This window comes from bacterium, assembly GCA_031082185.1.
In the GTDB taxonomy this organism is placed as follows: domain Bacteria; phylum Sysuimicrobiota; class Sysuimicrobiia; order Sysuimicrobiales; family Humicultoraceae; genus VGFA01.
Map to the genome: position 1 here is coordinate 87,261 of JAVHLI010000011.1, position 12,849 is coordinate 100,109.

The 12,849-nt window shown below is 66.4% G+C and carries 12 protein-coding genes; 6 read left to right on the forward strand and 6 right to left on the reverse strand.

The window, feature by feature from the left end:
- Position 1 precedes the first annotated feature (1 nt).
- The gene (locus RDU83_10855) at positions 2 to 2,305 is read left to right on the forward strand and encodes a bifunctional alpha,alpha-trehalose-phosphate synthase (UDP-forming)/trehalose-phosphatase (protein MDQ7841508.1); all 2,304 of its coding nucleotides are present in this window, start codon (positions 2 to 4) and stop codon (positions 2,303 to 2,305) included.
- On the opposite strand, the gene RDU83_10860 is transcribed toward RDU83_10855, so the two are convergent.
- Positions 2,265 to 3,323 (reverse strand): DUF3048 domain-containing protein, encoded by a 1,059-nt coding sequence (locus RDU83_10860; GenBank protein ID MDQ7841509.1) that lies wholly within the window; start codon positions 3,321 to 3,323, stop codon positions 2,265 to 2,267. The two genes, RDU83_10855 and RDU83_10860, sit on opposite strands and share 41 nt — an antisense overlap.
- Positions 3,324 to 3,380: 57 nt before the next feature.
- Between RDU83_10860 and RDU83_10865 the strand changes: the two genes are divergently transcribed.
- Positions 3,381 to 3,974 (forward strand): nucleoside-diphosphate kinase, encoded by a 594-nt coding sequence (locus RDU83_10865; GenBank protein MDQ7841510.1) that lies wholly within the window; start codon positions 3,381 to 3,383, stop codon positions 3,972 to 3,974.
- Here RDU83_10865 and RDU83_10870 read toward each other — a convergent pair.
- The gene (locus RDU83_10870) at positions 3,966 to 4,727 is read right to left on the reverse strand and encodes a hypothetical protein (protein MDQ7841511.1); all 762 of its coding nucleotides are present in this window, start codon (positions 4,725 to 4,727) and stop codon (positions 3,966 to 3,968) included. The genes RDU83_10865 and RDU83_10870 overlap by 9 nt on opposite strands.
- A 102-nt stretch (positions 4,728 to 4,829) precedes the next feature.
- On the opposite strand from RDU83_10870, the gene RDU83_10875 reads away from it, so the two are divergent.
- On the forward strand, positions 4,830 to 6,137 hold the full coding sequence (locus tag RDU83_10875; GenBank protein MDQ7841512.1) for an ammonia-forming cytochrome c nitrite reductase subunit c552: 1,308 nt from the start codon (positions 4,830 to 4,832) through the stop codon (positions 6,135 to 6,137).
- A gap of 9 nt (positions 6,138 to 6,146) precedes the next feature.
- Positions 6,147 to 6,590, forward strand: coding sequence for a cytochrome c nitrite reductase small subunit (nrfH, locus tag RDU83_10880; protein MDQ7841513.1), 444 nt, complete (start codon positions 6,147 to 6,149; stop codon positions 6,588 to 6,590).
- Here the strand turns inward: nrfH and RDU83_10885 are convergent.
- The 4 genes from RDU83_10885 to RDU83_10900 are packed head-to-tail and all read right to left on the reverse strand — an operon-like array spanning position 6,587 to position 10,449.
- Entirely contained in the window at positions 6,587 to 7,132 is a 546-nt protein-coding gene (locus RDU83_10885) for a GNAT family protein (GenBank protein MDQ7841514.1), read from the reverse strand. The two genes, nrfH and RDU83_10885, sit on opposite strands and share 4 nt — an antisense overlap.
- Positions 7,107 to 8,255 (reverse strand): nitrilase-related carbon-nitrogen hydrolase, encoded by a 1,149-nt coding sequence (locus RDU83_10890; protein MDQ7841515.1) that lies wholly within the window; start codon positions 8,253 to 8,255, stop codon positions 7,107 to 7,109. Before RDU83_10890 ends, RDU83_10885 begins: the two co-directional genes overlap by 26 nt.
- Positions 8,255 to 9,214 (reverse strand): carbon-nitrogen hydrolase family protein, encoded by a 960-nt coding sequence (locus RDU83_10895; GenBank protein ID MDQ7841516.1) that lies wholly within the window; start codon positions 9,212 to 9,214, stop codon positions 8,255 to 8,257. The genes RDU83_10890 and RDU83_10895 overlap by 1 nt, the downstream gene beginning before the upstream one ends.
- Positions 9,211 to 10,449: an MFS transporter gene (locus RDU83_10900; protein ID MDQ7841517.1), complete on the reverse strand. Its 1,239-nt coding sequence runs from the start codon at positions 10,447 to 10,449 to the stop codon at positions 9,211 to 9,213. The genes RDU83_10895 and RDU83_10900 overlap by 4 nt, the downstream gene beginning before the upstream one ends.
- A gap of 95 nt (positions 10,450 to 10,544) precedes the next feature.
- Between RDU83_10900 and RDU83_10905 the strand changes: the two genes are divergently transcribed.
- Positions 10,545 to 11,831, forward strand: a complete 1,287-nt coding sequence (locus RDU83_10905; protein MDQ7841518.1) for a family 1 glycosylhydrolase — start codon at positions 10,545 to 10,547, stop codon at positions 11,829 to 11,831.
- Positions 11,832 to 12,077: 246 nt separating this feature from the next.
- The gene (locus tag RDU83_10910) at positions 12,078 to 12,833 is read left to right on the forward strand and encodes a class I SAM-dependent methyltransferase (protein ID MDQ7841519.1); all 756 of its coding nucleotides are present in this window, start codon (positions 12,078 to 12,080) and stop codon (positions 12,831 to 12,833) included.
- Positions 12,834 to 12,849: the final 16 nt, after the last annotated feature.

Consider the following 12,849-nt stretch of genomic DNA (forward strand, 5'->3'; position numbering starts at 1 on the left):
CATGGTCGAGAGGGCCTCAAGAACCGCTCAGGCCCAACGCGCCATGCCAGAACTGCTGGGCGGGCGGCAACTGATCGTTGTCAGCAATCGGGAGCCGTACGCTCACCGCCGGGGCAGGCGGGGCCTCGAGGTGGAAAGCCCGGTCGGGGGGCTCGTGGCCGCGCTCGATCCGGTCCTGCAGGCCACCGGCGGCGTGTGGATCGCCTGGGGGAGCGGCGAGGCCGACTTCGAGGTTGTTGACGCCCACGACTGCATTCAGGTTCCACCCGAAGCTCCGCGCTATACCCTGCGGCGAGTGCGCCTGACCGGCGACGAGGTGGAGCAGTTCTACCGCGGCTACGCGAATCAGTCCATTTGGCCGCTCTTCCATCTGGCCGTGGAGAAGGCCCGGTTCGTCCGCCGGAATTGGACCGCGTATCAGACCGTTAACCGGCGTTTCGCGGACGCGACCTCGAGCATGGTATCCGGTGATGCCCTGGTCTGGATCCACGACTACCATCTTGCGCTTTGCCCTCTCTACCTGCGCCGGGACCGCCCGGACCTCTTCCTGTCCCACTTCTGGCACATCCCCTGGCCGGCCTGGGACGTGTTCCGGATCTGCCCTCAGAGCACCGAACTGATCGAGGGCCTGCTCGCCAACGACCTGTTGGGATTCCACCTCCCGCGCCACGCGGACAACTTCCTCGACTGTGCCGAGCGCGAGCTGGGTGCCGAGGTAGACCGAGAGGAAGGTCTTGTCGAGTACCACGGGCGTTACACCAAAGTGCAGGCACTTCCCATCAGCATAGACCAGGACAGATGGGGACGGATGGCGGAATCTCAGGAATGCGAGCGGTGGATGGCCCGGTTGCGCCATCGCTTCCGCCTGGCCGATCGGTTCATCGGGGTTGGCGTTGATCGTCTTGACTATACCAAGGGAATCCCCGAACGGCTGCGTGCCATAGAGGTCCTCTTTCAACAGGCACCGGGTGTTCGCGGCCGGTTCGTCTTCATTCAGAAGTCCGAGCCCAGCCGTACGCGGATCAAGGCCTACCGCGACCTGCAGAGCCACGTTGAGGCTGAGATCGAGCGGATCAACTCGCTCTACGGAACAGAGACCTGGCAGCCCATAGTTCACATTCCCCGCCCTCTGCCCGCCGCAGGGATGGCGGCGCTCTACCGGATGGCCGATGTCTGCATGGTGACCTCCCTCCAGGATGGGATGAACTTGGTCGCCAAGGAGTTCATAGCTTCACAGGTCGATTGCCGGGGGGTGCTGGTTCTAAGCGAACTGGCCGGAGCCGCGGACGAGGCGCCCTGGTCGCTCACGATCAACCCGTTTGATTCCGAGGGCGTCGCCGAAGCACTGCAACGGGCACTGCGCATGCCGCCGGCAGAGCGCCAGGAACGCATGCGGCACATGCGGGGCCACCTGCAGCAGCACGACGTCTATCACTGGATGGAGCAGCACTTCCGTGCCGCGGCGCGCCTGCTGGCCACGAGAGCGGCAACCAGATCCGTGTTCGCGGACATGGAGCAGATCCGGCAGCAAGTCACGGCACGTGATCATCTGGCGGTGCTCGTGGACTTCGATGGGACCCTTGCCCCGATCTCAGACCGCCCGGATGATGCGAGCCCGCCTCCGCTGGCGCGCGCGGTCCTGGCACGTCTGGCTCAGCGTCCGAGGTGCCTCGTAGCCGTCATCAGCGATCGTGCCCTGGACGACCTGAGGGAGCGTATGGGCCTGACGGGCATTACTTATGTGGGCAGCCTTGGCTTCGAGATCGCCGGTCCGGGCTGGAGGTCCGAGCGGCGGCAGACCGCGGAGGTTCGGGCCCTCATCGCGTCCTGCAGTCAGCGACTGAGGATCCGGCTGCGGGTCGTGCAAGGCGCCACCGTTGAGGATAGGGGCCTCACCGCCACCGTCTACCACCGTATGGTCCAGCGCGACCAAATCGAGACCATCCGCCAGGCCGTGCTGGAGGAGGTCGGGCGCGTGCCCCCCGGGAAGCTTGTGCTCCGGCGCGGGAAGATGGCGATAGAGATCCGGCCGGCGGTAGATTGGGACAAGGGACAGGCCGCCCTGTGGCTGCTGGAGCACGTCCTGGGCAAGGATTGGCGTGCGCGGTGCGCCGTGCTGTACGCGGGGGATGACCGTACGGATGAGGACGCCTTCCTGGTTCTTGCAAACGATGGCGTCACCATCAAGGTGGGCGCCAGTCCCTATCCTACCGCTGCCAGGCATGCCGTCCGCAACGTGGCCGAGCTACAGGAGCTACTGGAGGCTATCTGGAGCTGGGTCCAGCCCCCGGTGAGCCCGCACTAGCAGCAAAGGGCCGGTCCACCGGAAACAGCTCGATCCACACCGGCCCCCGGGGCAGCACCACGGGACCGCCGCCTGCGGTCTGAAGCGCCAGCGGCCTGTCCTTGGACCTTCGCCAGGCTCCCTCCACGAGGCGGCCTTCGGTGATGATGGCGAGGCGCCCTGTGCCGATCAGGGTGATCTTGCTGCTCGGGGCTCCCTGCTCCATCACGTCTCGCCACTGCACGAACGCGACCAATACCGATGCCGGAGCGATCTGCCTGCCGTCCGCATCCAGGTGAGGGCGGCCGTCCTGGTCGCGTAGATACCGGCGCCGCCCGGCATCGTAGCGGTAGCGGACCGCGTAGGGCGGTCCGTAGTCGAGCACGACTACATCAGAAGGCGTGGCGTCGGGTAGCACCAACTGAGGCGCAACCTCCATGGAGTAAGGCACACTAACGGGCCGCACGTTCATCGGCTTCTTATGCAATTCGGCGCGCAGGCGGTCGAGCCGCGTGTAGAGGTTGTGGGGCATCTTGCGCGAGGGATCGCGCCAGAACGGCCCCGATGCCCAGAACTCGTTAATGACGGGGAACTTCTGCGCCCGGATTGACGCCAGCGCTTCCGCGCTGTGGCCGGCGTGTACCAGGATCGCGCCCAGGTCCGAGGCGATCTCCAGCATGTACTGCCGCGCGCTGCGTACCGGGCCGATCGACGTGGGGGTGTCCCCGCAGTAGGAGGCAAGGAAGCGCGTGATGCGCGCCTCGGTTGGGAGCGCGTAGACCAGGCACGCCTCGGCCAGCCCTGACTGCGGCCGGGCTTGCGGGGTATTCTCGATCACGACCAGGAACGGCGTCTCTCCGTCTGCGCCGGGGATGAACACGCGCTCGGCTTCGGGCAGCGCCGGCGCCTCGGGCGGCGCCACCGCCTCGGGAGCGGAATGCCGTGCCTGGGGGTTCGTGTCACGCCACGCGACTATCCCAGCGGCGAGCACCACCGCAACGGTCGCCGACCAGATTGCAGCTCTTTGCTTGTGGCCCATGGGTGAGTAACATTATAGCGGCGGGAACGCCCTGCCGCGACCGCATGGAGGTGGAGCATGCCAGATGCACGATACGAACGCACCCTAGTCTTCCTGAAGCCGGACGGCGTCCAGCGCGGGCTGATCGGGAAGATCGTGGGGAGGTTTGAGGGTGCGGGGTTGAAGGTGATCGGCCTGAAGATGATGCGGGCGACGCCCGAGCTGCTGGAGCGCCACTACCCATCGGACGAAGGATTCCTGCGCACCATTGGCGGCAAGACGCGCGAGGCGTTTGAGGCCGCGGGCCTGGACGTCCGGCGCGAGGCGGGCACCGATGACCCTCTGGCCATCGGGCAGAGGGTGCGGCGGTGGCTGATTGAGTTCGTGGCGTCCGGGCCGGTGGTCGCGTTTGTACTGCAGGGCACGCACGCCGTCTCGGTTACCCGGAAGATGGTCGGCGACACGCTGCCCTATCGGGCCGCGCCGGGAACAATCAGAGGCGACCTGTCCGCCGACTCACCGACCGTCGCCAACCTCCAGAAGCGCCCCGTGCGAAATCTGGTCCACGCCTCGGGGACGCTCGATGAAGCCGAGGCCGAGATCGGGATGTGGTTCTCTCCCCAGGAGCTGTATGACTACCGCAGGGTGGACGAGGAGATCATCCTAGGGTAGCGCTTCTCCAAGCACCCATCCGCTGCCTGAGAGCACCTCGCCGGGCCGGGGATCGGCCGGCAGGACCCCACGGTCGGCCACCAGCGAGAGGGTGGCCCCGGCCGTGGCGATGCGCATCCACCAGAACCGCTCGCCGGTGGCCACGTTGGTCAGCTCGTGTGACTCGCTGACGTACCCTGTCACCAAGGCCGTCGCGTCGGCGTCGCCGGAGGGCTCGTCCGCGCCGTGGTGGATGCTCGACGCGAACGACTGCACCGGGGGGCGGTACGAGTGCTCCCTGACCGCCTCGTAGGCGCGCGCATCCGCGTACAGCGTGGCCTCGTGCAGGATCACGGCGAGGCGTATCGTGATAACGTTCTCCGGGTGCAGGTGCTGCTTGACGGCAAGGTAATTCACCAGATCAACCCGCAGCGGGAAGGCCCCGGAGTACGGCTCGTCCTCCTCGGTGGGATTGAGCCAGCCGTCAATCCAGCCTTCAAATCCGTCGTAGTCGGAAGGGCCGGCGCCGGTCAGCGCGATGCGGCAACTGTCGTCGCCGGCGAAGAACGGGGTGGCGATCAACGCCTCCCCTGCCTCGTGGGTCTGTACCCAGATCTCGGGCCCCCCACCCGGAGCCCACCTCACCAGCGTATGCCTGCCTTCACTTGCGATGCGGCTGCCGGCCTGCGCGGCCCGCCGCGCAAGCGCCCAATACTCGCGCACCTCGCGCACTGGGAAGCCGATGGCTGTGAAGTGGCTGGACATGGTCGCCATGAAATCCTTTCCCGGAGCGGCGCGGTATTCCTCCAGGGAGGTAATCCGAGGCCGCGGAAGAACAATGTGTCTGGACCGCCATCCGATGGAAGGGGGCGATCAGTGGTGCGCATCCGCTACCTGGTGGTCGTGGCCCTGGGGGTTGTCCTAGCAGCGGGCATCGCCGCGCTGTTGGTGACGATCGTCGTCCGGCAGCAGGAATCCCGCCTCACCTACTTCAGGGTCGTGGATGTGGCGGAGAACGAGCCTGACCCCGCGGTCTGGGGCCGCAACTTCCCCGATCAGTACGAGGCGTACCTGAAGACGGTACGGACCTCTGAGCTTGTCAAGTACAGCGCCTACGGGCGCTACGGTGGATCCGAGGCGTTCTCAAAGCTCGACAAGTACCCTGACCTTGTCAGGATCTTCGCCGGGTACGCGTTCAGCGTTGAGTACCGCGAGGAGCAGGGACATCTCCAAGCGATGAAGGCCGTGCAGGAGACGAAGCGGCTAGGCGATGCGAAGCCGGGCACCTGCATGACCTGCAAGTCGAGCGATGTGCCCCGGTTGATGAAGTCGCTCGGCGCGGCCCAGTTCTACGCCACCCCGATGAAGGAGCTGATTGAAAAGAACAACATCAAGCACGCAATCTCCTGCGCCGACTGCCACGACGCCAAGACGATGGCCCTTCGCGTGACCCGGCCGGCGTTCATCGAGGCGATGAAGGTCCGGGGGATTGACGTGGGCGCATCTTCCAGGCAGGAGATGCGGACCTACGTGTGCGCACAGTGCCACGTGGAGTACTACTTCCGGGGCAAGACCGAAAAGTACCTGGTGTTCCCCTGGGCCAAGGGTTTGAAGATCGAAGACATTGAGGCCTACTACGACGAGATCAAGTTTTCCGACTGGCAGCACGAGATTACCAGGGCGCCGATGGTCAAGATCCAGCATCCCGAGTTCGAGCTGTGGTCCAGCGGGAACCACGCCCGCTCCGGCGTGGGCTGCGCGGACTGCCACATGCCCTACAAGAGGGTGGGGTCGGTCAAGATCACCGACCACTGGATCCGCTCGCCGCTGCTCAACGTGCAGAACGTCTGCACGACCTGCCACCGCCAGTCCGAAGCCGAGATGCGCGCGCGCGTCCTGGAGGCCCAGGACCGGACCTACCAATTGTTGACGCAGGCGGAACGGGCGATCGTTGACGCCATGGCCGCGATAGAGAAGGCGATGGCCGAGGGCGTCACGGATCAGGACCTGGCCGGAGCCCGCGGGCTGCACCGCAAGGCGCAGATCCGCTGGGACTTCATCAGCGCGGAGAACAGCATGGGCTTCCACAGCCCGCAGGAGGCCGTCCGGATCCTGGGCGACGCGATTGACCACGCCAGGCAGGCCGAGATCGCCGCGCTCAAAGCACCCCGACCGAAACGGTAGCGGGAACCCGTGCGCCCCTGGGCAGTAACCGGCTTGGCGCTGGCCTTCCTGGCCGGCAGCGTCCTCGGCTTGGGCGCGTACACGTTCGTGTACGGCAAGGGCTACTCATACCTGCTCGACGACCCCGCCGCCTGCGTCAACTGCCACATCATGCGCGACAACTACGACGCCTGGGCAGTCGCGACGCACCGGACCGTGACGTGCAACCAGTGTCACGTTCCAAAGGGATTGGCGGCCAAGTACCTGGCCAAGGCAAGGAACGGCTTCCTGCACTCGTACGCCTTCACGTTCAAGGACGTTCAGGTGATTCGGATCAGGCCGTTGAACCAGCGGGTTCTCGAGGCGAACTGCCAGGCCTGCCACGCGCGCATGGTCGCGCTCGTCGAGCCGTACGGCCCGCAGCCGTCGAAGCTGTGCTTCGCGTGCCACAGGGGCGTGGGGCACGGGTTCTAGCCGCCGGCGGCGAAGTAGTCCTCGTCGAGGATCGCGTACCGGATCGTGTCGTGCCACCGGCCTTCCGCCCAGATGCGCTTGCGAAAGACGCCTTCGCGCTTGTAGCCTGCCTTCTCCAGTGCCTGCTGGCTGGCCTGGTTCTCGGCGAGCGCCTCGGACTCGAGCCGGTGCAGGTTGAGGGTTTCGAAGGCGAACTTCGTGCGCACCCGCATCACGTCGGTGGCATAGCCCTGCCCCCAGGCGTCCCTGTCTCCGATCACGATGCCGCTGGTGGCCCGCCGCTGCCTCCAGTCTATGCCGTGGAGGCCGGTGAAGCCGATGTGCCGGTTGCGCTCGTCGTGGATCGCCCAGGCATAGTCGGTATCCCGCTTCTGCACCTTCTGGAACCACTCTTCCTCCATCCCCGGGGTCACGCCGGTGGAGAGGTTGAGATACCGCGTGACCTCCGGGTCGTTCATCCAGCGCAGCGCATTGTCGAAGTGCATCGAGCGGTCCACAGGAATCAGCCGCACCTTCTCACCACGCAGCCCCACGATCTCCATCGTTGATCCTCCTTCCGCCGGCGTGGCGCCGCAGGTACTCCTGGTAGGCGCCCGGGAAGTGCTTCCGGTAGAGAGCCAGGTTGAATCCCTCGTCCACATCCGAGGTGCGCCACAGTTCGTGGAGCGCCCCATAGTCAAGGTCGGCGACCACGATCTCCTCCTGATCCCACGACGCCGCCTGCGCCAGGACGCCGGATCCGTCCGGGGTCAGCTCGACCGGAGCCAGGATCGCGCTCCGGCCTGTGATCGTCATTCCCAGGAAGCGACCCACCATCGCGGCGTGTATCCCGTAGGTGAGACTCTCCTGCACGCGCGGCCACAGCCCGCGCAGCGCCTTCCACTCGTTGTAGGTGCCCTCCTGCACGTCGCACGCCGGGATCAGGATCACCTCTGCTCCCAGGCCTGCTAGGATGCGCGACGTCTCGAAGTACGTGGCGTCCATGCAGATCGGGAACCCCAGGGCGCCCACCGGAGTGCGCACGACGCGCAGATCGTCCCCTGCCTCCAGGCCCCACGATGCCTCCAGCGGCAACAGGTGGCACTTCACCTGCTGCCCGAGCAGCGTTCCGTCCGGACCAAAGAGGTAGCCGACATTGCGCACGGCCCCGTGCTCGTCCGGCAGCATCGCGCTCCCGCTGGCGACGTAGACACCCAGCCTGCGCGCCACTTCCGAGAAGGTCGTCATGTAGGCGGTCCGGACCGCCGGGCCGATGAAGCGCAGGATATCGGCCAGCCTGACGCCCGGCCCGGCCACCGCGCCGGTCGCCTGCGCGAGCGAGACATCGTCGGCCAGGCCGTCGAGCCCGGGCAGGAGCCCCACCAGGTGCGTGCCGCTGTCCTCCGGGAAGACGATCAACTGCGCGTCCAGGGCCGCGGCGTTGCGCGCGCGCGAGGCAATCATCTGCGCGTATTCGGAGGCGTCGCCGATGAGCCGCAGCCGCATCTGTACCGCGGCAACCCGCACCCTGGCCGAGGGCGGCGAGGTGCACGGTGGTAGCGATGAGCAGTTGTCCGTGCGTTCGAGCCGCATGCGGTCGAGCGCAGCACGGATGAGACCGGGCCGGGTGCGCCAGCCGAGCCAGTGTCGAAAGGCAGCTTCGCGCAGCCGCGCGCTAAGGCCCATCACTCACCCCGCCACCGTTCGTAGATCGCCGGCAGATAGCGGGCGTAGAGCACCGGGTTGAGTTGGGAGAAAATGTCGTAGGCGCGCACCACCTCTTGCAGCGCCGCCACGTCGAGATCCGTGGTGAGCAGACAGTCCCCCTCGCGGTCCAGGACGGCCAGCCAGCCGGTCTCGCCGGCGGTCATCTCCACCGGCGCGACCGCCGCGGTACGGGACTGCCAGCGCACGCCGGCAGCGGCTCCGCACAGGCCGGCCTCTACCCCGAAGACCTGGTTCTGTTGAACCTGCTGCCATAGGCCGCGCCACTGGTGCCGTTCCCCGTACGGAGGAGAGACCGCGACAGGACACGCCAGAACCACGGCGTCCTGCAGCGCCAGGATCCGCGCCGCTTCCGGGTACCACAGATCGGTTCCGATGAGGATGCCGACCCGGCCCGACGGGGTGTCGGCGGGTCGCAACTCATCCCCGGGTACCCATCCCAGGTGCCGCTCGGCCGCGGTGAGGTGCGTCTGGACCTGCCAGCGCACCACCCTGCCGTCCGGCGTGATGAGGGGCGCCGCGTGGTGCCAGGCGCCGGGTGGCCGGCTGCCGGGTAGCCCGCCGTGCGGCCCGGTGCTGCCGTTGCCGCCCGGGGCCGGCACGCCGGTCGGCCACACCACCGTGCCTGGGAGCAGCGTCACGTGATACCCCGACGCCAGGCGGCGCGCTGCCCGCAACCACTCGCCCGCCGCATCGGCCACCTCTGCCGTGCGTTCCTGGGGCCAGGGCTCCAAGAAGGGACAGTCCATGCCAAGCGAGCCGGCCACATATAACGTGCCTGTATGGGCCGGGAAGATCACCAGCTGCGAACCAGCACCGGCGGCCGCCTCGACGAACCGGGCGGTGGCGGTCAGCACGGTCCTGGTTGTGCCCAGGCCTCCGGCGTCCAGTTGCACCGCGGCGCACCGGATGTTGCTCATCGCGCACCCCGGATCCGCCAGATCAGCCCCGAACCTATCAGCAGGTAGACCGCTCCGGCCACCAGCAGCACCACATACCCCAGATTCGGTTCCCGCAGATTGAACTTGTCGAGCAGCGGGCCTCCGAGCAGCGGCGCCAGCACTTGAGGAAGTGTTGTCGCGATGCCCCATATCCCCATGTCCTTGGCGGCCGCGGTCTCCCGCGACGGCAGCACGTCGGTCGCCAGCGCCCAGTCCACGCTGATGAACGCGCCGTAACCCAGGCCGAAGACCACGGAGAAGCCCAGCAGCAGTGGGAAGCTCGGCGCGGTGAGGAACAACAGGCAGGGCGCGGCCATCAGCACCGCGGAAGCGCACACGATGCCCCGCCTTCCCACACGGTCCGAGAGCCAGCCCGCTAGGAACGCACTGGCCAGCGCGCCGATCACCACGACGGCGCTCACGGTCCCGGTCGCCTCCTTGAAGCGGGCGATGCCCATGAAGTCCTTGAGGAAGTACTGGAGGAAGTTGAACACGGTATAGAAGCCCATCAGTACGAACAGGCGCGAGACGAACAGCCACGCGAAGTCCGGGTGCCGGCGCGGGTCCACCCAGAACCCGCGCAGAAACCTTCCCATATCGAACGGGCCGGCGGGCTGGGGCCGGGCCTCGCGCACGCGCCAGACCGTGATCGCCAGTGTCACGGCGAGGACCGCCGCGATCAGCCAGTAGACCTGGGCCCGGTAGCCGCGCTCCATTAGTATGCCGGCGGCCACCGCCGCGGCGATGGTCCCCAGCATGGTCATCAGCCCCATCCATCCCGACGCCACGCCGCGTTGATCGTCTGGGACCAGGTCGGGGATGAGGCCGCTGTAGGCAGATCCGCCCAGATTGTTGGAAAACTGCACCAGCCAGTAGGCGGCCACGAATGCCGTAAGCGTTGGGGACGCGCCCATCCACGCGAGGGCGGCCACGTTCAGGATTCCGCCCACGAGCATGAACGGCCGCCGACGGCCCATCGCAGCGCGACTGCAGTCGGAGAGTGCGCCGGCGATCGGCATCACGATCATGGCAATGGCCGCCCCGCCCGCGAACACCAGGGAGAGGGCACGGCCCTTCTCCGCGTCCGGGACGAACCGCAGCACCTCCGCGGGGATCACAATGGCGAGCAACGCGCCCCAATGGAAGTTGAGCCCGAACCAATAGAGACTGAGTGAGAGAAGGTTGCCGGTGCTCATGCGCCGTCGCGGTTCCATCCACCACCCCCGGCAGGAAGCAGTGCGGCTCTTCAGGAAGCGACCGTAGGGCCGGAGTTCCACACGCGGAGTTCCACACTCGGAGGAGGACCCCTTTGCGCACGCGGTTTCCAGATGGGTTCCGGTGGGGCACCGCGGCCAGCGCCTACCAGTTCGAGGGCGACAGCCGCGCCAGCGATTGGTGGTCCTGGGAGCAGCAGCCCGGACGCATACTGAACGGCGACCGGTCGGGCCTGGCCTGCGACTGGTGGCACCACGCCGAGCGTGACTTCGATCTGATGGTCGGGCTGCACCAAAGCGCCCTGCGGCTGTCGGTCGAGTGGGCCCGGCTCGAGCCCCAGGAAGGGCGCTGGGACCACGCCGCCGAGGAGCGCTACATAGAGATGCTGCGCGGCCTGCGCGATCGGGGGATCGAGCCCCTGGTCACGCTCAACCACTTCACGCTGCCGAAGTGGGTCGCCGAGCGAGGCGGGTGGCTTTGGGATGGGATCGTGCCGGCGTTCGGCGCGTTCGCCGGCAGGTTCGTCAGGGCGGTGGTGGGTGCGGCCGGCGGTGGCGCGCCGCTGGTGGACTTCTGGATAACGATCAACGAGCCGGTCGCCCACCTGATCAGCGCCTATGTGCTGGGGCGGTTCGCGCCGGGGCAGACCAGGGTCGTCGCGTTCACCCGGGCGCTGGTGCGCTCGATAACGGCCCATGCCGCGGCCTACAACGCAATTCACGAAGCGCAGCCGGATGCCAGGGTGAGCGTAGCCGCGTACCTGCGGCCGGCCGTACCCGCCCGCCCGCGCTCTCCGCTTGACCAGTGGATAGCGGGGCGGCTCGACCACATCGTCAACTGGATGTATCTGGACGCGCTCGCTACAGGAGTGCTGGCAGGTCCGTTCGGAGTGCGTGCCAGGGTGCCGCAGGCGGCCGGCACCCTGGATTTCCTGGGCGTCAACTACTACACCCGAAGCCGCGTGGCGTTCGATCTGCGTCGGCCGGGCCACCTGTTCGTGCGGGATGAGCCGGCGCCCGGCGCTACGATCACCGACGGCGGATACAGCGAGATCTATCCCGACGGCCTGCTGGACGTGCTCAGGCGCGTGCGTGGTTACGGTCTTCCGGTATACGTCACCGAAAACGGCCTGCCCGATGCCGACGACGACCTCCGGCCCCGTTTCATCGTCGAGCACCTGCGCCGCGTGGCCCAGGCGATAGACGAAGGGTGCCCGGTGCGCGGCTACTATCACTGGTCGCTGGTGGACAACTTCGAGTGGGCGGACGGCTGGAGCCTGCGCTTTGGGCTCTACTCACTGGACCCCGCGACGCAGGTGCGAACGACGCGCCCCAGCGCGGCGCTTTACGGGGAGATCAGCAGGAGGAACGCGCTGCCGTGATTGCGAGGGCATCGCGGGCGCGCGATAATCGGGGCAAAGGCCGGTAGGCGTGTGGGGGCTGCCGCGGGTTGATGTAGGACGGACTGGGCAGGTCTGCCTATCACGGCGGCGGGTGACGCGTTGCGGCCATGGACTACTAAGGAAGCAGGTGCTATCAGGTTGGAAACGGTGGTAGGTGTTAGACTGCAGGGCTTGCTGTGTTGGAGGTCTTAGGCAGGTCTGTCTATTTCTTGTTGGGAGTAGAAGATGATGAACCAGAACCCAGGATTGCGCGACTTCTTCGCCAGCGGGTTCTATGAGGAGTACTGGCCAGAAGCCGACGACCCTGGCAGCGTGAAGGCGCATGCCGCCCAAGTGTTGTCATTACTGAATGCCTCCCAAGGCCACATTCTGGACTGGCGAGGCGGGCACGGCAGGTACGCGATCTGGTTCGCACGCGCAGGACTGCAGGTGACCTTGCTCGACTTCATGCGTGAGTACCTGGACGCAGCCAAATCCCTGTTCGATGAGGCGGCACTGCCTGTCCGGTTGATCGAAGTCGACTCCCGCAACACTCCGCGGGATATTGAGGCGGACTTTGCCGTATGCCTCAATAGTTCCGTTGGTTTCATGTCGGAAGACGAAGAGGTCAAGGCGTTTGCGAGTTTGAATGCAGCCTTGCGACCAGGGGCAAGACTCCTGCTCGACTGCATGAATCTCTTCTCCCTGATGAAGCCCATCGCTGGATGCGCGATCGAGAACCGGGGTGACGACGGCTGCATCCGCCGGTCGGAAGGCCGATTCGATTTTGAGACCAACGTTTGGCACAAGACCTTTGAACTCGTGAAGCCGGATGGAACCTCGGTCCGGAGGGAATTCAACCAAACCATCTACACACCGCAGCAACTCGTTAGTCTGCTCAGGCATGCCGGCTTCACAACGGAAAGAGTTCTCGGTGATTTCGACGGCTCCCCGATCAGTTTCGATTCGAGGAAGATCGTCATGATCGTGAGGAAGGAATAGGAGAACTCCCAACAAG